The organism is Galbibacter marinus (assembly GCF_000300875.1).
Lineage (GTDB): Bacteria > Bacteroidota > Bacteroidia > Flavobacteriales > Flavobacteriaceae > Galbibacter > Galbibacter marinus.
In genome coordinates this window covers 65,815-91,938 of record NZ_AMSG01000001.1, presented here as the reverse complement: position 1 = coordinate 91,938, position 26,124 = coordinate 65,815, and the positions used below count along the sequence as shown (strand labels likewise).

Here is a 26,124-nt window from a genome sequence, read left to right as displayed (position 1 = left end):
TTTAATACGAAAACGATATAGTATTCACAAAGTGAGCTCGTCAATTTTATCTTGCAATGCATAATAGGCTCTTTTGGAGGCCGATTCTTCTGCTTTTTTCTTAGAAGTTGCTCGTGCTTTGGCGATTAATTTTTTATTTATAAATAATTTTACTGCAAAATGTTTTAGATCGTCATTTCCGTCATCTTCGTAGGTCTCAAATAAAAACTCTTTTTTTTCTTTCTGACACCATTCAATAATTAGGCTCTTATAGCTGATGATTTTACCTTCGAGATTTTCGATATCTACATAAGGTTTAATGAGTCTTTGGTGAATGAATTTCTCGCAGCAATAGTACCCTTTATCCAGAAATATAGCGCCCACTAAGGCCTCGAAAACATTACCGTGTATATTGTCACCAAAATGCTCGTTTGGGATTCTACTATTGACGAATTTGATTAGATCTAAATCTCTCCCGAGTTCATTTAAGTGTTCTCTACTGACGATTTTTGATCTCATCTTAGTGAGGTAGCCTTCATCTCCTGTTGGCACTTGTTGGTATAGATAATGAGAGATAATAGAACCCAGGACTGTATCTCCTAAAAACTCTAATCGTTCGTAATTCAGTGGTAAACCTTTTGGGTCCTTTAAATTTACAGAACGATGCGTGAACGCTTTTCGATAAAGGTTCAGGTTTTTAGGCTTAAAGCCCAGTATTTGCCAGATTTCTAAAAAAAAATCCCCGTCTTCTTTAGAGCGGGAATTTAATATTTTACGAATGAACTTCATTCACTTAGTTTAAATCTAATCTAGCTTTTTAAACACCACACAGGCATTGTGACCTCCAAACCCGAATGTATTACTCATAGCCACATTAACTTCTCTCTTTTGCGCCTTGTTTAAGGTTAAGTTAAGTGCTGGATCAATATTCTCATCAACGGTAGAATGGTTGATGGTAGGTGGAACGATTCCATGCTCCATAGCGAGGATAGAAGCTATAGCTTCTACAGCTCCTGCCGCACCCAAAAGGTGACCAGTCATGGATTTGGTAGAGTTGATATTAATATTCTTGGCGTAATCACCAAATACTTTACCTATAGCTTTTAACTCTGCAACATCTCCTAGCGGTGTTGAGGTTCCGTGCGTGTTTATGGCATCCACATCTTCAGGTTTGAGTCCAGCATTACGCAGACAATTTTGCATTACTGCAACAACTCCTAGTCCTTCAGGGTGTGGCGCTGTCATATGATAAGCATCTGAAGACAATCCGCCTCCAATTACTTCAGCATATATTTTTGCTCCACGGGCAACTGCGTGTTCATATTCCTCTATGACCAAAGCACCTGAACCTTCTCCCAAGACAAAACCATCTCTGTTGGCATCAAATGGCCTAGATGCTGATTTTGGGTCATCATTTCTAGTACTCATGGCGTGCATGGCATTGAAACCTCCCATACCAGCTTCGGTGACGGCTGCCTCCGATCCACCTGTGATTATAACATCAGCATTTCCTAATCGAATGTTGTTTAAAGCATCGATTATGGCATTTGCTGAAGAAGCACAAGCAGAAACTGTGGTATAGTTTGGTCCCATAAAACCATGTTTTATGGAAATAAGACCTGGCGCTATGTCCGCGATCATTTTTGGAATAAAAAAAGGATTAAACCTAGGACTTCCATCGCCAAGGGCAAAATTAGTAACCTCCTCTTGAAAGGTTTTTAATCCCCCGATACCGGCTCCCCAGATTACTCCTACTCTTAATTTATCAACCTTTTCAATGTCTAAACCAGAATCTTTAAGAGCCTCATCGGATGTTACCATCGCATACTGAGCAAATGGGTCCATACGACGTGATTCTTTTCGATCGATAAAGTCCGTAGCATCGAAATTTTTCACTTCACAAGCGAATTGCGTTTTAAATTTAGAGGGATCAAAATGGGTGATCAGATCAGCTCCGCTCACACCATTTACTAGGCCGTTCCAGTATTCATCTATGGTATTACCTATTGGTGTTAATGCTCCCAGTCCTGTGACTACAACTCGCTTTAATTTCATCATGAATATCTTTTTATTCTGACAAGTAATAAACTACCAAAAAAATTTATTCACGCCTTTAGGGCATGAATAAATTTTTGGTCTATCTTTCTATAAAAACGTTTATTTTGCTTCTTCAATGTACTTAACTGCTTGACCAACAGTAGCAATGTTTTCAGCTTGATCATCTGGAATTTGGATATCAAATTCTTTTTCGAATTCCATTATCAATTCCACAGTGTCTAATGAGTCTGCGCCTAGATCATTAGTGAAGCTTGCTTCTGGCACTACCTCGTTTTCATCTACACCTAATTTGTCTACGATAATCGCTTTTACTCTTGATGCAATGTCTGACATAATTTTTTTATTTTAAAATTTAATTGATGGCAAAAATATAAAACTTTGCTTTAAAAAAACGTTTTGGAGCTAAAATGTGCACTTAAAGTTAATAATTTTTCCCACAACTATTTAATTTTTGGCTTCACTTTGTTAAAAATTATTCTTTTTTTTGCCTAGAAATTAAATCTTTACAACCTATGAAAAGCATTATTATAATGGCTTCTGGTTCGGGTTCGAACGCTGAAAATATTGTGAAATATTTTCAGGGAAACAAAAACGTTCAAGTCACTGCAATTTTTTCAAATAAAAAAGATGCAAAAGTGTTAGAGCGGGCTTCAAAATTGGGAATTTCGGCTTATTATTTTAATAAAACTGCTTTTTTAGGGGGACAAATTGTCGAACTTTTTAAGGCATTGAATCCTGATTTAATTGTTTTAGCGGGATTTTTATGGAAGGTTCCTACCGATTTGGTAGAAGCATTTGACAGTAAAATTATAAATATCCACCCAGCATTGTTGCCTAAGTACGGAGGAAAAGGTATGTTTGGAATGAACGTGCATAAGGCAGTTAAAGAAAATAGGGAAACCGAATCGGGGATAAGTATTCATTTTGTCAATGAGAACTACGATAAAGGAAATATGATTTTTCAAGCAAAAACTGAAGTTCTTGATACAGACACTCCTGATCATATTGCACAAAAAGTACACGCATTAGAATATGAGCACTTTCCCCAAATCATTGAAAAGCTACTGAATGGAAAAATTTGATGTCTATATATATACTGATGGTTCTTCAAGAGGAAATCCTGGACCTGGCGGGTATGGAATTGTTATGGAATGGGTAGGGAAGCCTTATAAAAAGGAATTTTCTCAAGGATTTCGTAAAACAACCAATAACCGCATGGAGCTTTTAGCTGCTATAGAAGGCCTTCGAAAATTAAAAAAGGAAAATTTGAACGTCAAAATTTTTTCAGACTCCAAGTATGTAGTTGATGCTGTTCAAAAAGGTTGGGTGTTTAATTGGGAGAAAATTGGATTTAGGGGTAAAAAGAATCCCGATTTGTGGAAACTTTTTTTAGAGCAATACAGGAAACATAGCGTTGTGCTTCAGTGGGTTAAAGGACATAACAGTCATCCTCAAAATGAACGTTGTGATTTTCTAGCCGTTGCATCCTCCAAGGTTAAAGACTTGCCTGTCGACGCTGGCTTTGAGCTTTAGAAGAGTAAAATGAACACTTTTTAAGTGCGCATGAATCTCAAATCCAATGGATTATTTGTTTAATTGACCAGACTTTCGTAAATCTGCAACCTAGTAATACGCAAAAATGGATAGTTATTTATTTTTATAAAAAAAGGTGTTTCTCAGATTTAAGTATAAGCTGTTTAATCCTGAATCCATGATGCTTATGGTATGCTTTTTATGAGAAAATGGTTGCTATTGTTACTTAATTTACCTCTAATTGCCGTGAATGCACAACAGTGGGAGTTAAAGAAAGATGATGGAGATATTCAGGTATATATCCGTGAATTGGATTCAACTAAATTCAACGAATACAAAGCGGTGTTAATAGCAGAAACAACCATGGAAAAGGCACTAACGGTGCTCACAAACGGAGATAGCCTAAATCGATGGACCTATAAAACACCTCAGAGCAAGCAACTAGAAAAAATCTCTGATAACGAGTTTGTTATTTGGATGAGAAATGATTTCCCTTGGCCGTTGAATGATCGTGATAATATTTCAAGAGTTAAGTTGAAGAAATTAAACAACAAGACTTATCAGATCGACATTGATGTAGAAGATAGTTTGGTGTATCAGCAGCAAAAGAACGTGATCCGTATGAATTTATTTAAAGGATATTGGAGAGTTCAAGAATTAAATGAAGAATCAGTGTTGATCATTCAACAAATGTACGGTGATCCCAATGGTGCACTTCCAGCATGGATTGTTAACAGTATTATGGTGAGTTTTCCCTACCATTCTTTTGAAAATCTGAAAGAAATACTGGAAAACTAAATGTATATTTGCAAAAAATTTTGAATGGGAAGATTGTTAATTGTAGGAAGTGTAGCCTTTGACGCTATTGAAACTCCTTTCGGTAAAACAGATAAAATTCTTGGTGGCGCAGCACCCTTCATAGCGCTCGCCGCATCCAAGTTCAATGTTGAAAGCGCCATTGTTTCAGTAGTCGGTGATGATTTCCCACAGGAGTACTTGGACTTGTTAAGTGATAATGATGTAGATATAAGTGCAATTAATATTGTACAAGGAGGAAAGACCTTTTTTTGGAGAGGAAGATACCATAATGATCTAAATTCTAGAGATACCCTTGAAACCCAACTAAATGTTTTAGCCGATTTTAATCCTATAGTACCCGATCAGTATAAGGATGCTGAAGTATTAATGTTAGGAAATCTAAATCCATCCGTCCAATTAAGCGTAATTTCACAAATGGAGAAAAAACCAAAATTAACGGTTTTAGACACCATGAACTTTTGGATGGATAACGCCTTAGATGAGTTGTTAGAGGTCATAGCAAAAGTTGATGTGATTACCATAAACGATGAAGAAGCCAGGCAATTATCTGGAGAGTATTCACTAGTAAAAGCAGCAGCTAAAATCCACGCTATGGGTCCAAAGTATATCGTGATTAAAAAAGGAGAACATGGTGCTTTGTTATTTCAAGGTGAAGAAATATTCTTTGCCCCTGCTCTTCCTCTTAAAGAAGTTTTTGATCCAACTGGAGCAGGTGATACCTTCGCAGGTGGATTCACAGGGTATTTAACCAAAACCCAGGATTACAGTTTTGAAAACATGAAAAAGGCTGTCGTTCAAGGATCGAACCTAGCCTCCTTCAACGTGGAAAAATTCGGAACTGAAAGACTGCAGAATCTGGATACAATGACCATCTATAGAAGATTGGAACAATTTAAAAAGTTAACACAGTTCGACATAGAACTTTCATAATAAAACAAATGTGCCCTGATAGTATCGGGGCTTTTTATTTACATAATTTATGAGTGACGCTATAAAACACGAATGCGGAATTGCCTTAGTTAGACTGCTAAAACCCTTGGACTATTACAAGGAAAAATACGGAAGTGCATTTTACGGAATAAATAAAATGTACTTGATGATGGAAAAGCAGCACAATAGGGGGCAGGATGGTGCAGGATTTGCAAGTATTAAATTTGATATGCAGCCTGGTGAACGTTATATGAGCCGCATACGGTCCAATCAAGCACAGCCCATACAGGATATTTTTACCCAAATCAATCAACGTATAAACCAGGAACTTTCCGAGCATCCTGAGTATCAGAATGACACTGAGCTTCAAAAACGACATATGCCATATGTTGGAGAACTTATGATGGGACATGTTCGTTATGGAACATTTGGAAAAAATAGTATTGAAAGCGTCCACCCGTTTTTAAGACAAAACAATTGGATGCACCGCAACTTAATTGTTGCTGGGAATTTTAACATGACCAATGTGAATGAATTGTTTTCAAACTTGATACGCATTGGACAGCATCCTAAAGAGATGACTGACACAGTTACTGTCATGGAGAAGATTGGACATTTCTTGGATGATGCGGTGGCCAAACTCTATAAAGATGTTAAAAAGGAAGGTTACAATAAAATGGAAGCCTCACCAATAATTGCCGATCGTTTGAATGTTGCTAAGATACTTCGTAAGGCAGCTAAAAACTTTGATGGCGGTTATGCCATGGCTGGTTTATTAGGACATGGCGATGCTTTTGTGCTAAGAGATCCAGCAGGAATACGTCCTACTTATTATTATCAAGATGAAGAAGTAGTGGTGGTAGCATCAGAGAGACCAGTGATTCAAACGGTTTTCAATGTTGAGTTCGATCAAGTCAAAGAACTTGATCCAGGAAAGGCTTTAATTATAAAGAAGAATGGGATTGTTCGCAAGAAAAGAATTTTAGATCCTCTTGAGCGGAAGGCTTGTTCTTTTGAAAGAATTTATTTCTCCAGAGGTAGTGATTCGGAAATCTACCAGGAGCGTAAAAAATTGGGCCGTTTACTATTTCCAAAAATATTAAAAGCTATCGATGGCGATATGGAGAACACTGTTTTCTCCTATATTCCAAATACTGCGGAAACTTCCTTTTTCGGAATGTTTAAACAAGCGCAGGATTACTTAAATAAAAGAAAAGAAGAAGTTATCTTAAAAGAAGGAAGTTCGCTGACAAGTGAGCGCCTTCATGAAATTCTCTCTAGTAGACCAAGAGTAGAAAAGGTAGCTATTAAAGATGTTAAGCTTCGTACCTTCATTACAGAGGATAGTAGTCGTGATGATTTGGTAACACATGTCTATGATGTTACCTATGGATCAGTAAAACCTACTGATAACCTTGTAATCATAGATGATAGTATCGTTAGGGGAACCACACTTAAGAAAAGTATCCTACGAATTCTTGACCGTCTAAATCCAAAAGCGATCATTGTGGTTTCATCTGCACCCCAAATTCGGTACCCAGATTGTTATGGAATTGATATGGCACGATTAGAGGATCTTATTGCTTTTAGAGCGGCCCTTAGCCTTCACAAAGATCGAGGTACCGAATCCATAGTGGAACAAATCTATCAAGACTGTAAAAATCAGGTAGGTTTGCCAGCAGAAGAAATTCAAAATTCAGTGCAGCGGTTTTATGAGCCTTTTACTGACGAAGAAATCTCCGAGAAAATATCAGAGCTATTATGTCCTGAGGGGATGAAGGCAACAGTTAAAATTATTTATCAAACTGTTGACAATCTGCATATTGCTTGTCCTAAGAATCTTGGAGACTGGTATTTTACTGGAAATTACCCAACCAATGGAGGAAATAGAGTTGTGAATCGTGCCTTTATGAATTTCTACGAGGGTGTACAAGGTAGAGCATACTAAGGTTGCAAAGCCAAGATACATTTCAACGTTAATTTCTGTAATTTAACTGATTATTAACGCTTAGATAATTCCTTAATCTTATCTTTGAGATACCATAGCATAAGTAGGTTAAGTTCATGGTAAGATTTGGGGCAAAAAAGGTGGATCTATTCCACCTTTTTTATTTTCCAGTAATTCCTTCTCAATTTCCGCTCACAGCGATTATTTATTTTTTTGTCATCACTATTTTAACCATTAATCTAAAATCCGTGCATTATATCTTATTTATATGGTCACATCTATTGATGGGCGTATATTTGGACTACCATAGCATAAGTAGGTTAAGTTCATGGTAAGATTTGGGGCAAAAAAGGTGGATTTATTCCACCTTTTTTATTTTCCGGTAATTCTTATTTTCTCACAAGAGGTTTTTTGGGTATTTAATCTTATGCCGCTTTTAAACTGATAAAAAGCGCATCATATCTAATTTTGTTTTGATAATACATGAAAATATAGTACTTTTACGATACCATAGCATAAGTAGGTTAAGTTCATGGTAAGATTTGGGGCAAAAAGGGTGGATTTATTCCACCCTTTTTATTTACCTAAAATTTGAGAAGTTTTTTACTTGGTTCTTTCCTTTTACACTATTTAAGCTTCCATCCATCTCTATACGTTCCATGTACCCATTTATTGGCATCTGGGTAATTTGTGACCTTCATATTTTGGCCATCCCAAAGAATTTTCTTTCTTCCTGGATAGTTGTAAGGATCCCAATCACCAGATTTCTTTCCTGGTTTTAGTACCTTGTATTGAAATGCTTTAATGGCTAGATTACCCATAAGGACAGCTTCTGTTAATGGTCCTGCATAATCGAAAGGAGACGATGTTTCTACACCTTTTAAACATCCATCTACCCAATTTTGATAATGACCACTCACAGCCCCTTTTATTCTTTTTAAGCGCTCTTTTGGTAGTGGTCCTACTTTGTCTTTATAATAATTTAAAATTCTGGGATTTTCCGAATACGCATCTGTAACCATTACTCCTTTTGATCCATAGAATATGGAACCTCCGCCTGGATCTCCGATGGTTTCTCCTTCTTCAAGATGATCTGGAATATCAGGCATAATTCCTCCATCATACCAGTTTAAAGCTATTTTTCCATGAGTTTTATGATCGAACTTGAGTCTAACAATGGAAGAAGGTGGACAAGATTCACTATAGTCTGCTTCTACGAAATCTCCTGACCAAACGGTTGTACAACTAGCTTCAGCCTCCGTAGGGTGTCCAAGACCTAATGTTCTAAAAGGTGTTTCCATTATATGGCAACCCATATCTCCGAGGGCACCAGTTCCAAAGTCCCACCATCCGCGCCATTTAAAGGGAAGGTAAGCAGAATTATACGGTCTATACGCAGCTGGACCCAACCATAAATCCCAATCCAATGTTTCTGGAATTGGTTCCCCTTGCGGTACTGGTCTAGTACCTTGTGGCCAGACTGGTCGATTCGTCCAACAATCCACGCGGTGTACCTTTCCAAGGACTCCCGCTTCCAACCATTCTTGGGTTGTTCTAGCTCCATCAGAAGAGCTCCCTTGGTTTCCCATTTGGGTAACGATACCTTGTTGTTTGGCTACTTGAGCCATAAGTCGTGCCTCTGCTATATTATGCGTTAGTGGTTTTTCAACATAGGCATGTTTGTTTTCCCTCATAAAAGGCAAGGCTATTGTGGCGTGCGTATGATCCGGAGTGGCTACCATGATCGCATCAATATTCTTTAACTCTTTATCGTACACCTTTCTAAAATCCTTGTATTGTGTTGCTTTTGGAAATTTTTTAAAAGTCGCGGCTGCTCTTGCTTGGTCCACATCACATAGGGACACGAACTTAACCTGTTTTGTTTGATCTAAATTATTGATTACTCCAGAGCCTCTCCCGCCAACTCCAAAAGCTGCCACGTATAGCGTGTCACTAGGTGGAATGTGATTTCCTCCTAGAACGTGTGAAGGAACAATATACAAGGCACTACTGGCTGCTGCTGCATTTTTAATAAAGTTTCTACGTTTCATTTTAAATTATTAAGTTTTAAATCGTTTTAGTTTTAAAAACAATGCAAAAGGTACGTAAATTATTTTGTAAAATTCAAAAGCTGGTGGAACGCATTACAGTGATTCTAGGGCTCTAGTAATTTGAGAATTTTTTATTGGATTTTAAAATTTAGCTTTGATTTTCCGTTGCTGTTGCGGCTTTATCCTTTAAAAAATTGTACTTTTCAGTTTCAAAGTTATTTTTATGAAAAGGTTTGGGGTGCTTTTTTGTTGTTTATTATTTATTTCCTGTAATTGGCTTGTTTCTAAAAAGGAAGTCAAAGAAGATTTAATCCAAAAGGAATTGGATGCCATTAATTGGAATGATGTGGACAGATATCCCCTTTTTGAGGATTGTGATGAAACCCTTTCAAGAGAACAGCAAAAACATTGTTTTCAGAATGGTTTTAATAAGCATTTTTTAAATTCGCTACAATTAGAGACCTTGGTGGTTCACCAAAATTTAAATGATACTATAAAAGTTCATCTTCTAATTGGAAAGCAAGGTGATGTTACAATCCTACAGATTAAAAAGTCTAAAGATATTGCTCAGCAAATCCCAGAAATCGATACACTGATAGCACATAGCGTGGAAACCCTACCAAAGGTGTATCCCGCTTTAAAGCGTAATATTCCAGTGAATATGAAAATTCAGCTTCCAATAATTTTAAAAGCTGGAGCGTTTTAGATTAAATGGCTACCTTCGCTAAAAGAAAAAGAATAAGTACCTGTTTAAATAATATACTATTGCCCAGCAAAGAACGTATCATATTAGGAATTGATCCTGGAACAACCATAATGGGTTTCGGTGTGATTAAATGTGTAGGGCAGGATATGGAGCTTATCCAGATTGATGAATTAATCCTTAAGAAATACACCGATCATTATTTAAAGCTCCAAAAGATATTTGAACATACTATTTATCTAATCGAGGAGCATCACCCAGATGAGATTTCTATTGAAGCGCCTTTTTTTGGAAAGAATGTGCAGTCGATGCTAAAATTAGGAAGAGCCCAAGGAGTAGCGATGGCCGCTGGATTGTCAAGACAAATCCCTATAACAGAATATTCGCCTAAGAAAATTAAAATGGCCATAACAGGAAATGGAAATGCAAGTAAAGAGCAAGTAGCTCGAATGTTGCAAAGTTTATTGACCCTGAAGAAACTGCCAAAAAATTTAGATGGAACGGATGGGTTAGCGGCGGCCGTCTGTCATTTTTATAATAGCGGAACAACTAAGGTGGCAAAAAGTTATTCAGGTTGGGATTCCTTTGTAAAACAAAACGAATCCCGTGTAAAGGATCCATCTACATCGCGACGATAGATTTATAGCTTCAACTATTGAGGTCCATTAGCAGACTGAATCATCCTTATTCCTTGTGTGAGTATTAGCCGATAAAGTTTCAGCCCTTAGTTTACAATGTATTTTAGTCGTTCAAATCCTGATATAAACCAGGGTTAGGTTTTACCCTCAGATTTAGAACCTATCTAACATTATTAAGTACAAAATTCACCCTACTTTCTATAGTGCCAATTGGGATCTCGATGAGGTTATAAACGTAATAAGCATAGGTTTCTTTAATACTTTCAAAGGTCAATACGGCTTCTTCCCAATTCTGTTTTCTTTCTCCATCGTTTTTAAAAATTTCTTTCCAAGGAGGTAGTATAAACACTTTTCTGTTATAGCTTACTTTGTTAATTAATGCGGTCATTTCTTTAGAAATTGGAATGTTTTCCATTCTGAGATAGCAAAAAGTATCAATTACCCCGCGATCAAAGAAAATTTTTCCTTGTGGGTTTTTATCTAAAATGTTGTGATATGTTTTTATGGACTCATCAAACATTAATTTAGCATAGAGTGCTTTATCCTTCCATGGCAACCCATCACCTTGAATACTAATTTGTTCTTTTATAATTTTACGGGCTTCTTCAGGGATTGTTATAAAATTTAATCTGTTCAATTCATCTATTAAGGTGGTCTTTCCTGCTCCAGGTCCACCTGTTATCACATAGAGGTTATTTTTCATTTTTACACTGGTTGTTTTTCGAATTTAAAATCGAGGTCTTAGGGCCTAATTATTAAAATGATATTCGGATAATAAGTAACTTATCGGCTGGTAAAAAAAGTGAAGATAAAATTTTGGAACGATAATTCTCCAGGTATAACTATTGGTGATCAAACCCGATTGAGAATTTAAAGATAGCAATTTACACAACTCATTTTGTACTTAAATACTTATATATTATAGTTTTAATGCAATTTTAACAGTTTTCTGATGCTTTTTCCTTATATTATATTTCATCGAAGTTTAATCTAAAATTGATCTATGTTAAAAATCATTGTTAAAGAAGGTGAGAATATCGAAAGGGCATTAAAGCGATTTAAAAACAAATATAGAAAAACCAAAGTGCTCTACACTTTAAGAGATAAACAACAATATTCAAAGCCTTCAGAAGTACGAAGAAAAAATAAAGAAAAAGCAATATATAGAGAACGTTATTTGCGTTCCTTGGAAGAGTAAATTAAAGGGATTTACGAAATATTTGAGTAATTTTAATGCTTAATTATTTTCAAAAATGTCTGATCCAAAATCTTTTTACTCCCAGAACGTAATTCAATACGGAGAACAAATTAAAGCAGTCCAAAAAAAACTTCGATTATTAGGTTTTTTAAGGCTGCTTTCTTTTTTAATTTTAATTGCAGTGGTATACCAATTTTGGGGGCAAACCCTCCAACTAAGTATTGGCTTTCCTTTAGGTTTAATGTTATTTTTATTTTTAGTATTTAAATACAAAAACCAAAGAAACATAAAGCAAAAATTAGAAAAGCTGCTTGATATCAATGTGAAAGAATTAAAGGTATTGGATAAGCAATTTGATTTTCTTGATTCAGGTTCTCAATTTATTGATCCATTGCATGAATTTAGTCATGACATAGATCTATTTGGTGATCGTAGTTTTTTCCAGTACTCTAATCGCAGTGCAACCTCTGAGGGCAAGGTCATGCTTGCTGGTATTTTTACCGCTAATACTCATCAGAATATTCAAGCCAAACAACAAGCTATTAAGGAACTTGCCGCCATGCCACAGTGGAGACAAGAATTTTCTGCAATCGCTGCACTAGTCAAAACAGAGCTCCCTAATGGGGTGATACAAAACCGTCTACGATTGCATAAACCAATTGTAAAAGGAATATTTAAAAGTTTACCGCTGATTTTTTCCATTGGATCTATAGTGATTTTTACTCTTGCTTACCTTAATATGATCTCTGGGAATATACTGATGTATTGGTTAATTCTAGGGCTAACCATTACTGGCTACTTTTTTAAACGAATCAGTGTATTATCCAATAGCTTAGACGCAGTGCAGGATAGTTTTCGGCAGTACCAACATTTGATCTCTTTAATTGAAAATACAACCTTTCAAAGTGAGCTGCTCAAAGAGCAACAAAACCTTTTGATTAACAAGGTCGATTCCACCTCAGGAACCCTTAAAAAGTTCGCCAAAGCAATAGATGCACTAGAGCAGCGAAACAATCTTTTAGTTTCTATACCGGGAAACGGTTTTTTATTACTGGATATTTACAATACCTATAAAGTTGAAAAATGGATATCCCAACATAAGGACTCGGTAGAGAAATGGTTTGATGTGGTATCTTTTTTTGATGCCTATAACTCTTTGGGTAATTTTGCCTTTAATCATCCTAGTTATAGTTATCCAGAGATAAGCGATGGCTCTATGGTTATTAAAGCAGAAGGTTTAGGACACCCTTTAATAAAGGAACAAAATCTAGTTTCAAATGCTTTTGACATCGATAAAGGGCAATTCTTTGTAATCACTGGGGCTAACATGGCTGGAAAAAGTACATTTTTAAGAACTGTTTCTTTATATATAATGATGGCAAATACGGGGCTACCTGTATGCGCCCAAAAAAGTGTTTACAGTCCTATTAAGTTAATTACCAGTATGAGAACCATTGATTCTCTTGCAGAGGATGCTTCTTATTTTTACGCTGAATTAAAACGACTTAAATACATTGTCGATAAAGTGAAGGAAGATCGTTATTTCATAGTACTAGATGAGATCTTAAAAGGAACCAATAGTAAGGACAAAGAAATTGGTTCTAAGAAGTTTATCCAAAAGTTAACTACTTCTGAATCCACAGGAATTATAGCTACTCATGATCTAAGCCTATGTGAGCTTTCGGGTGAGTATGCTCAGGTGAAAAATTATTTCTTCGAAGCATTTATTCAGGAAGGTAACCTTAGTTTTGATTATACATTGAAGCCAGGCAAATGTGAAAATATGAATGCATACTTTTTACTTCAATCTATGGGGATTATCTAAAAACGAAACGGTATGTTTAAACTGTAATTAAACTAGAGGCCCATATAAATATTCAACCATATAGGAGTTTTTAAAAATTCTAATTAGTATTTTTGAGCCCACAGAGTGGTTCTCAAATTCAAGATGAAAACTAAACTTTAAAAATATAACCCATGAGCGAAACTAGACATAACTGGACCAAAGAAGAGATTTTAGATATTTACAATCAACCTTTAATGGAGCTGTTATACCAAGCAGCTAGCGTACACAGGGAATATCACGACCCTAATACTGTCCAAGTGTCAACATTGTTATCGATAAAGACTGGAGGTTGCCCTGAGGATTGTGGATACTGCCCACAAGCTGCTCGATATCATACCGATATTCAGGGTAATGATTTAATGACTGTTCCTCATGTGAAGGCGCAAGCCCTTAGAGCTAAAGCAGCGGGTAGTTCACGTGTTTGTATGGGAGCTGCCTGGAGAAATGTAAAGGATGGTCCAGAATTCGACCAGGTTTTGGAAATGGTTCGAACGATCAATAAATTGGATATGGAAGTGTGTTGTACCCTTGGAATGGTTACAGAAAATCAAGCACAACGCTTAGCTGAAGCCGGCCTATATGCCTACAACCACAATTTGGATACTTCTGAGGAGTATTACAAAGAAGTCATTTCAACAAGAGGATATGAAGATCGTCTAGAAACCATTGGTAATGTTCGCAAAACCAATGTAACGGTTTGTAGTGGTGGAATCATTGGTATGGGGGAAAAGGTCGAAGATCGCGCGGGGATGTTAGTTGCTTTGTCAACCCTTAATCCACAACCAGAATCTGTTCCAATTAACGCCCTAGTAGCAGTTGAAGGAACGCCAATGGAAGAGCAGGAGCCTGTTGAGATTTGGGATATGATTCGTATGGTTGCAACCGCTAGAATTGTGATGCCACAGACTCAAGTAAGATTATCTGCAGGTCGTACTCAAATGAGTAGAGAAGGACAGGCGATGTGCTTTTTCGCCGGTGCTAATTCAATATTTGCAGGAGATAAGCTTCTTACTACACCGAATCCCGATGTAAATGAGGATATGGCTATGTTCGAAAAATTAGGTCTTATACCACAAAAACCATTTGTGAAAAAAGCGCAACCAGAAAGTGTGGAAGCTGAGTTTTCTAAATTTGACCAAACCGGAGAGAACCCTAGATGGACTCGCCCAGGTCATACGATAGAAAGAAATGAGGTTGCTAAACAAAAAGCCAAAGAAAGTAAAGCTGTTTAAGCTTCAAAATTCTTAAATTATTGTTCGATACGAAGTTACCTATTGTAATTTCACAATAGATATAGAAAACAAATTGTAATTTAGTGGTTGTTTTTTAAAGTTTGCGTTTACATGGAGCTAAGAGAAATACCTCGATTAGAGAGCATAAGTAAAGAAGAGTTTGTAAATAATTATGTAAAACCTCAAAAACCTATTGTGGTTGCCCAAATTACCAAGGATTGGCCAGCATACCAGACATGGCATTTTGACTATATTAGAACTATCGCAAAGGATAAAACGGTTCCTTTGTATGATGATCGCCCAGTAACTCATGAGGATGGTTTTAATGAGCCTCATGCTAAAATGAAAATGGGGGATTACATTGATCTATTAGAAAAGGAGCCCACTAACTATCGCATTTTCCTTTACAACCTGATGAAGGAAGTGCCTTCTCTACAAAAAGATTTTAGATGGCCTAACCTGGGAATCAAACTTGTCAAACAACTCCCAATGTTGTTTTTTGGAGGTGAAAACTCTAAGGTCTTTATGCACTTTGATATTGATTATTCCAATATCCTGCATTTTCATTTCCACGGTAAAAAGCAATGCATTCTATTTTCCCCTGACCAGAGTAAGTATATGTACAAGGTGCCGCATTCACTAATCTCAAGAGAGGATATTGATTTTGATGATCCAGATTACGATCGTTGGCCAGCTTTGAAAAAAGCTCAGGGTTATATCGCTCATTTGGAGCATGGGGATATGCTCTATATGCCAGAGGGCTATTGGCATTACATGAAGTATGTGACTCCCGGTTTTTCTATGAGTTTACGTTCTTTACCTCGAAAACCTCTACATTTTGCCAAAGCCGCGTATAATGTGTTGGTGATGCGTCATTATGATAATCTAATGCGTCGTTGGAAAGGCCAAAAATGGATCGATCATAAAAATAATCAGGCGATTATTCGAACACACGAGGCATTAGGAATATCAACGAAAAATGATACTTAGAATGGATAAAGCTCAGCAGCTTTTTCATAGACCATTTGTGACTCCCACCCTCTGTAAAGAAGATAGTCCACTAATTTCTTTCTGGCTTTAAGGGGATTGGTTTCTTTGATTTGGTCAGCTTTCTTTATAGCTAGGTGATCAAAGGTTTCAAAATAATCCGAATCCGAAATTTCTTTAAGAGCGGTTTGAATATTAAACCGAGAGATATCTCTTGCTTTTAATTCTCGAACTATTCTGTTTTTACCCCATTTTTTGATTTGAAATTTCCCCCTTGCATAACTTTTTGCGAATCGTTCTTCATTTAAAAACCTATTGGTAATCAAATGTCCCATAATAGTATCAATAGCTATTGGGATCATACCCATACCCTTTAATTTAGCAACAACTTCTTTGTGACATCGATCTTGGTAGGCGCAGTAATGCTCCAATTTTTTGGTTGCCTCATTAACGGTATAGCCAGTTTTTTTATGCATAGTGTAAAGGAACAAAAAGCTCTTTTGGATTGCAATTGTTTTTCAATTTTAAAGCTTGGTGAATTCAAGGAGGTTTTTAATATGACATGCGTTAGGTATTAAGAATTAAAAAATTATGTTACTTTTAAAGCAAACTAAAAACCTAGCTAATTTTGAGTGCTTTAAAACAACGATACCTCTCCTTAGATGTACTGCGCGGTCTGACATTATTTCTGATGATTATTGTGAATACTCCTGGTTCCTGGGGGAGTGTCTATAGGCCTTTAAGCCATGCATCATGGCATGGTTTTACGCTTACCGATTTAGTGTTTCCAACATTTCTTTTTGTGGTGGGGAATGCGATGAGTTTTAGCATGCGAAAGTTTGAACAAACCTCCCAAGCTGCATTTTTAAAAAAGGTAATTAAAAGAACCTTTGTAATATTTGCCATCGGATTTTTGTTGTCTTGGTTTCCTTTTTTTAGAGATGGGCAATTAAAGCCTTTAGAGGATGCTCGTATTTTCGGCGTTTTACAACGAATTGCACTTTGTTATTTCTTTGCATCATTGGTGATTCATTATTTTAAAATTAAAGGTGCATTAGTTTTTAGCATGGTTGCATTGTTGGGTTATCACCTTATTATGTATACCATGGGTGATTACACCCTAGAAGGGAATGCTGCTTTAAAATTAGATCTTTGGCTCCTAGGACCAAACCATTTATACCAAGGCGAGGGAATACCATTTGATCCAGAAGGCCTTTTGAGTACCTTGCCTGCGACTGTGAATGTTATTTTCGGATATTTTGCTGGGTTATTTTTACAACAAAGTGGAAAGAACTTTAAAACCATAGCATTACTAATGATTGGTGGTGCAACCTTAGTATTTTTAGCGCTAGGTTGGGACCTCTTATTTCCAATAAATAAGAAGATATGGACGAGTTCTTATGTTCTACTCACAGTTGGAATAGATGTTATGGTACTTGCATTTTTAGTGTATGGTATTGAAATTTTACAAAAAAAGAAATGGACCTATTTCTTTGAAGTTTTAGGTAAAAACCCACTATTTATATACATCCTCTCAGGATTATTCGTCAAATTATTATTCATCTTTAGTATAGAGGGAAGTTCGTCCTATGGTTGGATAGCTGAAAATTTATTTATGTCCTGGCTAGGTGATTATTTTGGATCCTTTGTCTTTGCTGTGTGCTTTACTATGATTCTTTGGGGAATTGCCTACGTGATGGATAAACGAAAAATATATATCAAAGTATAGAAGATTATTCCTGATATTGAGGGATTTAAAAAATTTTATAAATTTTGTCCAATAGGAAAAAATTGTTAACAAACTTCAACAGGAGCTAAGGGAGCTTAGAATTAAAAACTATTATTGTATATTTATTGTCTGGGTTGTGGAGAAATTCAAGTGTTTTGACCAAGTCTCATTTTTTTCAAAACAGTGGAAAACACAATACCTAACAATAGCTCATTAAAGGTTAAACTAACCAAAAGAATCTCCTTTAATTGAGTTTTTAATTTTTAATCAAACACCAACCAATGCCATTATTTATAGTTCTTCTTGGGATCCTATTGCTATTTCTGCTTATTGTAAAATTTAAACTCAATGCCTTTCTAACCTTTGTCATTGTGTCCTTATTTGTCGGTATTGCCGGCGGCATGCAACTCGATGCGGTTGTTTCCTCGATTCAAACGGGAATCGGTGGTACACTAGGCTTTTTAGTACTTATACTGGGTCTTGGAGCCATGTTAGGAAAGTTAGTTGCCGATAGTGGAGCAGCCCAGAAAATTACTGATAGACTCATTGAAAAATTTGGGAGGAAACACATCCAATGGGCTGTGGTATTAACAGGATTTATTGTAGGGATTCCCATGTTTTATTCTGTTGGATTTGTACTTCTTATACCACTAATATTCACCGTCGCAATTTCTAGTGGAGTGAAATTGTTATATGTTGGACTGCCAATGCTCACCGCATTATCAGTAACTCATGGGTATTTACCACCACATCCAGCGCCAACGGCCATTGCGGAACAGTTTAATGCAGATATCGGAAAAACCTTATTGTACGGAATAATTATAGCGGTACCAGTTATAATAATTTGTGGGCCATTGCTTGCTAGGACTTCTTTGATCCAACGGGTAAATGCAACACCTTTAAAGGAATTCTACAATGCAAAACCTATTGAAAAAAGTAAATTACCAGGAATGACAGTGAGTATTGTCACTGCTTTACTTCCTGTTATTCTCATTGGTATTTCAACCATCGGAACACACTTTTTAGATCCCCAGACCACCTTTTCAACTCTTTTACGCTTTGTTGGTGACCCAGTAATTGCGATGCTTATCGCTGTATTAGTGGGAATCTACACCTTAGGGTTGTCAAGAGGAAAGAAAATGACTGAGCTAATGAATTCGCTAACGGATTCCATCTCTAGTATTACCATGATACTACTGATTATTGCAGGAGCAGGTGCACTTAAACAAATTTTAGTAGATAGTGGTGTAAGTGATTACATCGCTGACTTAATTAAACACTCCGATCTATCTCCATTGTTTTTAGCATGGCTTATTGCTACGGTTATTAGAGTGTGTGTTGGCTCGGCAACTGTTGCAGGATTAACTACTGCAGGAATCGTGTCTACTCTAGCGCAAAGTCAAGGAGTAAGTGCTGAACTTATGGTTCTTGCCATTGGCTCTGGTAGTCTTATGTTATCTCATGTAAATGATAGTGGCTTTTGGATGTTTAAGGAGTATTTTAATCTCTCTGTAAAGGAAACTTTATCAACTTGGACTGTGATGGAAACTTCTGTAGGTGTCATGGGGCTTATAGGGGTATTAATTTTGAATTTTTTCGTATAATTAGCATAATATTTAAAGTTAATATTAGTTAGAAAAACACTAACCAATGTAGGGACTGGTACAGCTTTCCTATGGTTAGTTGTTATGAGGTTACTTGTGTACTACATACTTTACCTTAGTTTTATGGGTGAGTATTGTCATTTGAAATTGTACATTAGTTGTCATGCAAGTAAAAATAATTAGTAACAAAGGGGACAACTGCTTTCCTCCCATATTTAAATAAAACATGGGTTTCCACAGTATGTTTATGAAAAAACCTTCTGAGAGAATTTCCGAATTAGGCCTTATTTTGCCACCTGCTCCCAAACCTGCTGGAGTATACCGTCCAATTCTAGTGGTTGACCATTTTTTATATGTTTCAGGGCAGGGTCCTGTTTTGGAAGATGGGAGCCTGATGTCAGGTAGGGTAGGTGATGATTTGGACGTGGAGGCTGGTTATCAAGGTGCAAGACAGGTAGGTCTTACTATGTTATCAACCATTCAAAATCATTTTGGAGATATTAATCGTATAAAACGAGTAGTGAAAGTTTTCGGTATGGTTAACTGCACGCCTGATTTTAGAAAACATCCCATGGTGATTAATGGATTTAGTGAATTAATGGCGGAGATTTTCGGAACTGAAAACGGAATTGGCGTCAGAAGTGCAGTTGGAATGATGCTGCCTGATAATATTCCAGCTGAGGTCGAAGCTATTTTTGAACTACACAAATAAATAGAAAATGATGTTGGAGGGAAATAATTGGTATGAAATTCAAAATGCTCACCAGGTAGCAACACCTGCCTTGCTAGTGTATCCAGAACGAATTACGCATAATATTAAACGCATGATTGAGATTGCGGGTGATGTGAATAGGCTCAGACCACATGTTAAAACTTATAAGAATGCCGAGATAATTCGGATGCAACAGGCCTATGGCATAGAGAAGTTTAAATGCGCTACCATTGCTGAGGCTGAACTCTTGGCACAGTGTGAGGCGAAGGATGTATTAATAGCTATGCAGTTAGTAGGTCAAAATGTCGATCGCTTCTTTGAGCTTGTCAAAACTTATACTGCAACTAAATTTTCGATGCTTGTAGATGATTTAGAGCACGCAAAATTGCTCTGCGAAGGATCTAGTCACAATAAGGTAATAACCCCTTTGTGGATGGATATTAACGTTGGGATGAATCGTACAGGAATTCTTCCAGATGAAAGCGCCCAAGAACTATTTAAGTTTCTGTCAGAGAATAACCATGTACAAGCAATGGGTTTTCATGTATATGATGGCCACCTTCGGGATTCAGATTTTCAACAAAGAAAAAAGCAATGTGATGAATGTTTTCAGGCTGTACTTCAATTAAAAGATGAGCTCTCAGTTCAAGGCATTAGCGTAGATACCATTATTGCTGGAGGTTCACCTAGCTTTCCGATTCACGCTTTAAGACAACAGGTGGAACTAAGCCCTGGGACAGTATTATTATGGGATGCTGGATATGGTAAACGATTCCCTGAAATGCAAATGCAACAAGCGGCAGTATTGATTTCAAGGATTATCAGTAAACCTTCACAAGGAGTTATAACATCTGATTTAGGGCATAAATCTATAGCACCTGAAATGAACTTTCCAAGAATTAAACTATTAAACGCAAAGGATTTAGAACAAGTTAGTCAAAGTGAAGAACACTTTGTCTTTAATTCCGATCACTGGGCATCTTATAAAATCGGAGACTTGATTTATGGTATACCGATGCATATTTGCCCAACGGTGGCTAAATATGAGCATTTGCAGGTAGTAAAATCCGGCGAAGTTGTGGGCCGTTGGAAGGTGGGTGCAAGAGGGCAAAAAATATCCATTTAGCTAATAATTAAACTTCGTTTCACTTAAAAACTCTAATTTCCAAATGATACTCGATGCACATTTAGATCTTTCTATGAATGCTATTGACTGGAATCGCGATCTTCGAACAGACATAGTAACACTGCGAAACTTTGAAAAAGATCTCAAGGATCTTCCAGGACGTGGTCAAAACACCGTTACTTTTCAAGAAATGCGTAAGGGTAATATTGGTTTATGTGTGGCTACACAAATTGCTCGGTATGTAAAGCCAACAAACTCCCTTCCAGGATGGAACTCTCCTGAGCAAGCTTGGGCTCATACCCAGGCGCAACTCGCATGGTACAAAGAAATGGTAAGAGTTAAGGAGCTCACCCAAATCACCAACTTACAAACCCTTGAGTCGCATTTAAATTATTGGGAAACCTCAATGGATGCCAAAAAATCGATTGGTTTTGTACTGAGCTTGGAAGGAGCAGATTCTATCGTAAGTATGGAGCATCTGCACCAAGCAGTTGATTATGGACTTAGAGCTGTAGGCCCTGCACATTACGGGCCTGGAACATACGCTTTTGGTACGAACTCCACAGGTGGAATAGGTGAGAAAGGTAAAAACTTACTCCAAGAAATGGAAAAGCTAGGTCTAATTCTTGATGTTACCCACCTTTGCGATCAAAGTTTTTGGGAGGCTTTGGAGGTTTTTGATGGTGTTCTATGGGCGAGTCATAACAATTGTAGAGCACTCGTTAACCATAACCGACAATTTTCAGACCAGCAATTAAAGGAACTCATAGGTAGAGGTGCTGTTATTGGTGGGGTTTTGGATACATGGATGATGGTTCCAAATTGGAAAAAGGGTGTTTCAACTCCTCAAAGTGCAGATGCTGGATTAAAGCAAATCGTCGACAATATTGATCATATATGTCAGCTCGCAGGTAATTCAAAGCATGTGGGGATAGGATCTGATTTGGACGGCGGATTTGGTAAGGAGCAATCACCTTATGATGTAGATACCATTGCTGATCTTCAGAAAATAAAAGGCTTATTAGAGGCAAGAGGGTATCAAAGCAGTGACATCGAAGGAATCTGTCAAGGAAACTTTTTAAGAATCCTTAGAAAGGTACTCTCAAAATTTTAGGCATAAAAAAAAGTCACACTTTTTACAATGTGACTTTTTATGTTATTTTAAGACTTTTCCGTCTTTATCTTTAAAACGGTATTCTAAATATGTGTAAGCATCTCTAGGTAAAATCTTGACCCATTTTTTGTGTTCTAAAAACCATTTAGAACGTATGGATGGAAATCCTTTTGTTAAATATGCGGCAATAAATGGATGTGTATTAAGTATAATTCCATTTGTGCCATTTTCTGAATTTAATATGCGCTCAAGATCGATATTGATTTTGTCGATCAATCCTATAGGTGCTTCAATTTCGTCACCTCGACCATTGGGGTTCTCCTCTCGGGTTTTAATATTTACCTCTGGTCTGACGCGCTGTCTTGTAATTTGTATAAGGCCAAACTTACTAGGAGGTAGGATTTTGTGTTTGGCTCTATCATCTTTCATTTCCTCTCTTAAATGGTCGAATAACTTTCTTCGATTTTCAGTGTTTGTCATATCGATGAAATCGACAACTATAATTCCTCCCATATCTCTTAATCTCAATTGTCTAGCCAATTCGGTGGCAGCAATAAGATTAACCTCCAATGCAGTTTCTTCTTGAGATTTTGCCTTGTTAGAGCGGTTTCCGCTATTGACATCGACCACGTGTAGTGCTTCGGTGTGTTCAATAACTAAATAGGCTCCTTTACTGGTTGATACGGTTCTTCCAAAAGAGGTTTTGATTTGTCTTTCTACTCCAAACTTTTCAAAGATTGGAACTTTAGACTCATACAACTTTACAATAGATTCTTTCTTTGGTGCAATTTCATGCACGTACTCTTTAATTTGCTCATAAAGCGTTTCATCATCTACATAGATCCCTGTGAAATCATCGTTAAAAACATCTCTTAAAATAGAGGCTGCTCGATTCATTTCGTTAAGGACTTTAGAGGGGTGAGGCGCTTTATAAATTTTTTTACACAACCCATTCCATTTCTTAAATAGGTTGTTCAAATCTTTATCTAGTTCGGCGACTTTTTTGCCTTCTGCCACAGTGCGCACAATAACACCAAAACCTTTAGGTCTTATGCTTTGTACTAGCCTTTTCAATCGATCCTTTTCTGCTTTGCTCTCTATCTTTTGCGAGACAGAGACTCTGTCAGAGAAGGGAACAAGTACCAAATAACGCCCAGCGATGGACAATTCGGAACTAATTCTAGGACCTTTGGTTGAAATAGGCTCCTTGACAATTTGTACTAATATAGATTGATTGGCCTTTAATACATTATTAATAGTACCATTTTTGTCTATATCGTTTTCAAATGGGAAGTCTTTTAAAGAAAAATCTTTTAATTTACCTGTGCTTACACGTTTTATGAATTTCAGCAAGGAACTAAGTTGAGGTCCTAAATCGTGGTAATGCAAAAATGCATCTTTTTCGTATCCTACATTTACAAATGCGGCATTCAAACCAGTTACTGGTTTTCGTACCTTTGCTAGTAGAATATCACCCACGGAAAAGTCACTGCTTTCAGCTTCCTTGTGCAATTCACTAAGTTTTCCATCCTTTAATATGGCAAAATCAACGTCAGAGGAACTAGATCTAACAATAATTTCTTTATTCACTCTGAATGAAATTTTATCTGTCAAACCTTGTCATAAATACATGGGAATGACCGATGGATTAAACAATAAATATATCACATTTATCAATGTAATAAATTCTTATTACAGGTTTTCTTTTGATAACCCTGTGAAACTCCTCTTTTTGGAGGGAATTTCATTTCAATGAACGATCGTATTCTAGTGAATACACTTCAAAAATAGAAAAAGTAGTTAGATTAACTACTTTTTCTTGTGTCGGTTAGCTCTGTTTCGCTTTTTACGCTTGTGCGTTGCTACCTTATGTCTTTTTCTTTTTTTACCACTTGGCATCTACTTAAATGTTTTATGTTAATACTTTATTTTACTTCTACGCTAGTCTTAACACCCTCAACAAATACTTTTGCGGGTTTGAAAGCTGGAATATTATGCGCTGGAATTTTGATTGTAGTGTTTTTCGAAATATTTCTTCCAGTTTTTTCAGCTCTAGTTTTAATAATGAAACTTCCAAAACCTCTAAGGTAAACATTATCACCACTTTCGAGTGAATTTTTAACCTCTTCCATAAAAGATTCTACAGTTGCCTGAACATCTCCTTTTTCCATGCCAAGTTTTTCTGAAATCTTAGCTACAATGTCTGCTTTAGTCATTTTTATATATTTGTTTTACAGTGTTGTCAATTTAGGGGATGCAAATATATAAATTAATTAACCAATAAATAAAGCGTAAATAATTAAAATTTAACCAAATAAAGAAATCGTATTGAAAAATAGGGCTAATGAAATTGATTTTAGGGAAGTTGTAAATTCTTGGTACTTGCAGAATAAAAGGGATTTACCTTGGAGAAGAAGTAGTGACCCGTATCGTATTTGGTTGTCTGAGATCATATTACAACAAACTAGAATCGATCAAGGACTGCCGTATTATCTTCGTTTTATAAAAACCTTTCCAACAGTGTTTGATTTAGCGGAAGCTTCTGAACAGCAAGTTCTTAAACTTTGGCAAGGCCTCGGGTATTATTCTCGGGCTAGAAATTTACACTATACAGCAAAAGAAGTGGCTTATGAAATGGAGGGTATTTTTCCAAAGTCATTTAGCGAGTTAAAAAAGCTAAAAGGCGTGGGAGAGTATACTGCTAGTGCAATTGCTTCCATTTGCTATGGCGAAGCTGTGGCTGTAGTAGACGGAAATGTATACAGGGTTTTAAGTAGATATTTTGGGGTGGATACCCCTATAAATGCTACCGAAGGAATACGTTATTTCAAGGAATTAGCTACAAGAGTATTGGATTTGGAACATCCAGGGGATTACAATCAGGCCATAATGGAATTTGGGGCAATGCAATGCAAACCACAATTACCACTTTGTGCCAGCTGTGGTTTACAAATAAGCTGTGTTGCGTTTCAGTTACAGAGGGTGGATAAACTCCCCGTTAAATTAAAAAAGAATAAAATTAAAAAGCGCTATTTCAATTATATTGTTCTTTTAGACCACCAGCACACCTTACTTCAGGCTCGAACCAAAAAAGATATTTGGCAACATTTGTATCAGTTTCCACTCGTGGAATCCAACGATAATCTCAGCTTAGATGAGCTGACGAAAAAAGAAGACTTTTTGGATTTGATTTCAGGTAAATCTTACGATATTCGCTTGTTCAATCCAAAGGTATCAGTTCATAAATTGTCGCATCAACACATTTATACACAATTTTGGATTGTCGAACTAAAGGAACCAATTCCAAATGGAATTCACAGGAAAAACATTCGTGAATATCCAGTGCCAGTACTAATTGCCAATTTTGTGAAAGATTTTGGATTATAAAGTTGGAATTTTTCTTAAATTTAAAGAAGTTTTTAAAATTAAATATATAATATCAAATGAGTGGAACGTTAAACAAAGTAATGCTGATTGGTCATTTAGGTGACGATGTTAAGACGACGTATTTTGATGGGGGTGGATGCATTGGGCGATTCCCACTAGCAACTAATGAAACCTATACGAACCGGCAAACCGGGGAGCGTGTGAGTAATACCGAATGGCATAATGTTGTAGTTAGAAATAAGGCTGCTGAGATTTGCGAAAAATACCTTAGTAAAGGGGATAAGGTTTATGTAGAAGGACGATTAAAAACCAGACAATGGCAAGGTGAGGATGGTGTAACCAGATATACCACCGAGGTCCAGGTTACTGATTTTACTTTCCTTTCTAACAAAGGAGATGGTCAAACTGAAAATGTTGGATCACAGCAAAATTCTCAAACGACACAAAAGGTTGAATCTCAAACACCATCAAATCCGGAAGAGGAAGGTGATGATTTGCCATTTTAATCAAGTAGAACTAAAATAACTTAT

Annotated in this window: 26 protein-coding genes; 18 read left to right on the top strand and 8 right to left on the bottom strand. The window is 36.6% G+C overall.

Annotation, left to right across the window (positions count from 1 at the left end; all coding sequences use genetic code 11):
- Positions 1 to 24: 24 nt before the first annotated feature.
- From rnc to I215_RS00405, 3 genes are all read right to left on the bottom strand, one after another.
- Positions 25 to 768 carry a ribonuclease III gene (gene rnc / locus I215_RS00415; protein WP_008989960.1) on the bottom strand — a complete coding sequence of 248 codons (744 nt, stop codon included), beginning with the start codon at positions 766 to 768 and terminating at the stop codon, positions 25 to 27.
- 15 nt (positions 769 to 783) lie between these two features.
- Entirely contained in the window at positions 784 to 2,034 is a 1,251-nt protein-coding gene (gene fabF / locus I215_RS00410; protein WP_008989959.1) for a beta-ketoacyl-ACP synthase II, read from the bottom strand.
- A gap of 102 nt (positions 2,035 to 2,136) precedes the next feature.
- Positions 2,137 to 2,370 (bottom strand): acyl carrier protein, encoded by a 234-nt coding sequence (locus I215_RS00405; protein ID WP_008989958.1) that lies wholly within the window; start codon positions 2,368 to 2,370, stop codon positions 2,137 to 2,139.
- Between the two features lie 179 nt (positions 2,371 to 2,549).
- On the opposite strand from I215_RS00405, the gene purN reads away from it, so the two are divergent.
- The 5 genes from purN (at position 2,550) to I215_RS00380 (ending at position 7,267) form a co-directional block, all read left to right on the top strand.
- Positions 2,550 to 3,119 carry a phosphoribosylglycinamide formyltransferase gene (gene purN, locus I215_RS00400; protein WP_008989957.1) on the top strand — a complete coding sequence of 190 codons (570 nt, stop codon included), beginning with the start codon at positions 2,550 to 2,552 and terminating at the stop codon, positions 3,117 to 3,119.
- Positions 3,106 to 3,570: a ribonuclease HI gene (rnhA, locus tag I215_RS00395; RefSeq protein ID WP_008989956.1), complete on the top strand. Its 465-nt coding sequence runs from the start codon at positions 3,106 to 3,108 to the stop codon at positions 3,568 to 3,570. Before purN ends, rnhA begins: the two co-directional genes overlap by 14 nt.
- A gap of 219 nt (positions 3,571 to 3,789) precedes the next feature.
- Positions 3,790 to 4,368, top strand: coding sequence for an START domain-containing protein (locus I215_RS00390; protein ID WP_237738906.1), 579 nt, complete (start codon positions 3,790 to 3,792; stop codon positions 4,366 to 4,368).
- A gap of 24 nt (positions 4,369 to 4,392) precedes the next feature.
- Positions 4,393 to 5,319, top strand: a complete 927-nt coding sequence (locus tag I215_RS00385; RefSeq protein WP_008989954.1) for a PfkB family carbohydrate kinase — start codon at positions 4,393 to 4,395, stop codon at positions 5,317 to 5,319.
- Positions 5,320 to 5,368: 49 nt separating this feature from the next.
- On the top strand, positions 5,369 to 7,267 hold the full coding sequence (locus tag I215_RS00380; RefSeq protein ID WP_008989953.1) for an amidophosphoribosyltransferase: 1,899 nt from the start codon (positions 5,369 to 5,371) through the stop codon (positions 7,265 to 7,267).
- A 626-nt stretch (positions 7,268 to 7,893) separates the two neighbouring features.
- On the opposite strand, the gene I215_RS00375 is transcribed toward I215_RS00380, so the two are convergent.
- On the bottom strand, positions 7,894 to 9,318 hold the full coding sequence (locus tag I215_RS00375) for a Gfo/Idh/MocA family protein (protein ID WP_008989952.1): 1,425 nt from the start codon (positions 9,316 to 9,318) through the stop codon (positions 7,894 to 7,896).
- Between the two features lie 223 nt (positions 9,319 to 9,541).
- Here I215_RS00375 and I215_RS00370 point away from each other — a divergent pair, with 223 nt between their 5' ends.
- Together I215_RS00370 and ruvC are read left to right on the top strand one after the other, a co-directional pair.
- On the top strand, positions 9,542 to 10,024 hold the full coding sequence (locus tag I215_RS00370) for an energy transducer TonB (RefSeq protein WP_008989951.1): 483 nt from the start codon (positions 9,542 to 9,544) through the stop codon (positions 10,022 to 10,024).
- 5 nt (positions 10,025 to 10,029) lie between these two features.
- The gene (ruvC, locus tag I215_RS00365; protein ID WP_008989950.1) at positions 10,030 to 10,659 is read left to right on the top strand and encodes a crossover junction endodeoxyribonuclease RuvC; all 630 of its coding nucleotides are present in this window, start codon (positions 10,030 to 10,032) and stop codon (positions 10,657 to 10,659) included.
- A gap of 160 nt (positions 10,660 to 10,819) precedes the next feature.
- On the opposite strand, the gene I215_RS00360 is transcribed toward ruvC, so the two are convergent.
- The gene (locus I215_RS00360; protein WP_008989949.1) at positions 10,820 to 11,362 is read right to left on the bottom strand and encodes an AAA family ATPase; all 543 of its coding nucleotides are present in this window, start codon (positions 11,360 to 11,362) and stop codon (positions 10,820 to 10,822) included.
- A 300-nt stretch (positions 11,363 to 11,662) separates the two neighbouring features.
- On the opposite strand from I215_RS00360, the gene rpsU reads away from it, so the two are divergent.
- From rpsU to I215_RS00340, 4 genes are all read left to right on the top strand, one after another.
- Positions 11,663 to 11,857, top strand: a complete 195-nt coding sequence (gene rpsU / locus I215_RS00355) for a 30S ribosomal protein S21 (protein WP_008989948.1) — start codon at positions 11,663 to 11,665, stop codon at positions 11,855 to 11,857.
- A gap of 55 nt (positions 11,858 to 11,912) precedes the next feature.
- Positions 11,913 to 13,682 carry a MutS-related protein gene (locus tag I215_RS00350; RefSeq protein ID WP_008989947.1) on the top strand — a complete coding sequence of 590 codons (1,770 nt, stop codon included), beginning with the start codon at positions 11,913 to 11,915 and terminating at the stop codon, positions 13,680 to 13,682.
- A gap of 152 nt (positions 13,683 to 13,834) precedes the next feature.
- Positions 13,835 to 14,935 carry a biotin synthase BioB gene (bioB, locus tag I215_RS00345; protein ID WP_008989946.1) on the top strand — a complete coding sequence of 367 codons (1,101 nt, stop codon included), beginning with the start codon at positions 13,835 to 13,837 and terminating at the stop codon, positions 14,933 to 14,935.
- Positions 14,936 to 15,046: 111 nt separating this feature from the next.
- On the top strand, positions 15,047 to 15,925 hold the full coding sequence (locus I215_RS00340; RefSeq protein ID WP_008989945.1) for a cupin-like domain-containing protein: 879 nt from the start codon (positions 15,047 to 15,049) through the stop codon (positions 15,923 to 15,925).
- On the opposite strand, the gene I215_RS00335 is transcribed toward I215_RS00340, so the two are convergent.
- Positions 15,922 to 16,398, bottom strand: coding sequence for a regulatory protein RecX (locus I215_RS00335; RefSeq protein ID WP_008989944.1), 477 nt, complete (start codon positions 16,396 to 16,398; stop codon positions 15,922 to 15,924). The genes I215_RS00340 and I215_RS00335 overlap by 4 nt on opposite strands.
- A gap of 152 nt (positions 16,399 to 16,550) precedes the next feature.
- Between I215_RS00335 and I215_RS00330 the strand changes: the two genes are divergently transcribed.
- The 5 genes from I215_RS00330 to I215_RS00310 all read left to right on the top strand — a co-directional run bounded on the left by I215_RS00330 (position 16,551) and on the right by I215_RS00310 (position 22,207).
- Positions 16,551 to 17,651: an acyltransferase family protein gene (locus I215_RS00330; protein WP_040459640.1), complete on the top strand. Its 1,101-nt coding sequence runs from the start codon at positions 16,551 to 16,553 to the stop codon at positions 17,649 to 17,651.
- Positions 17,652 to 17,932: 281 nt separating this feature from the next.
- Complete coding sequence (locus I215_RS00325; protein WP_008989942.1) at positions 17,933 to 19,255, top strand: gluconate:H+ symporter; 1,323 nt, start codon at positions 17,933 to 17,935, stop codon at positions 19,253 to 19,255.
- 241 nt (positions 19,256 to 19,496) lie between these two features.
- Positions 19,497 to 19,967 (top strand): RidA family protein, encoded by a 471-nt coding sequence (locus I215_RS00320; RefSeq protein WP_008989941.1) that lies wholly within the window; start codon positions 19,497 to 19,499, stop codon positions 19,965 to 19,967.
- A 7-nt stretch (positions 19,968 to 19,974) separates the two neighbouring features.
- Entirely contained in the window at positions 19,975 to 21,093 is a 1,119-nt protein-coding gene (locus I215_RS00315; RefSeq protein WP_008989940.1) for a D-TA family PLP-dependent enzyme, read from the top strand.
- A gap of 43 nt (positions 21,094 to 21,136) precedes the next feature.
- Positions 21,137 to 22,207, top strand: coding sequence for a dipeptidase (locus I215_RS00310; protein WP_008989939.1), 1,071 nt, complete (start codon positions 21,137 to 21,139; stop codon positions 22,205 to 22,207).
- Between the two features lie 42 nt (positions 22,208 to 22,249).
- Here I215_RS00310 and I215_RS00305 read toward each other — a convergent pair whose 3' ends face one another.
- Positions 22,250 to 23,797, bottom strand: a complete 1,548-nt coding sequence (locus I215_RS00305; RefSeq protein ID WP_008989938.1) for an Rne/Rng family ribonuclease — start codon at positions 23,795 to 23,797, stop codon at positions 22,250 to 22,252.
- Between the two features lie 335 nt (positions 23,798 to 24,132).
- The gene (locus I215_RS00300; protein ID WP_008611918.1) at positions 24,133 to 24,423 is read right to left on the bottom strand and encodes an HU family DNA-binding protein; all 291 of its coding nucleotides are present in this window, start codon (positions 24,421 to 24,423) and stop codon (positions 24,133 to 24,135) included.
- Between the two features lie 112 nt (positions 24,424 to 24,535).
- On the opposite strand from I215_RS00300, the gene mutY reads away from it, so the two are divergent.
- Positions 24,536 to 25,594 (top strand): A/G-specific adenine glycosylase, encoded by a 1,059-nt coding sequence (gene mutY, locus I215_RS00295; protein WP_008989937.1) that lies wholly within the window; start codon positions 24,536 to 24,538, stop codon positions 25,592 to 25,594.
- A gap of 56 nt (positions 25,595 to 25,650) precedes the next feature.
- Entirely contained in the window at positions 25,651 to 26,100 is a 450-nt protein-coding gene (locus I215_RS00290; RefSeq protein ID WP_008989936.1) for a single-stranded DNA-binding protein, read from the top strand.
- Positions 26,101 to 26,124 lie beyond the last annotated feature (24 nt).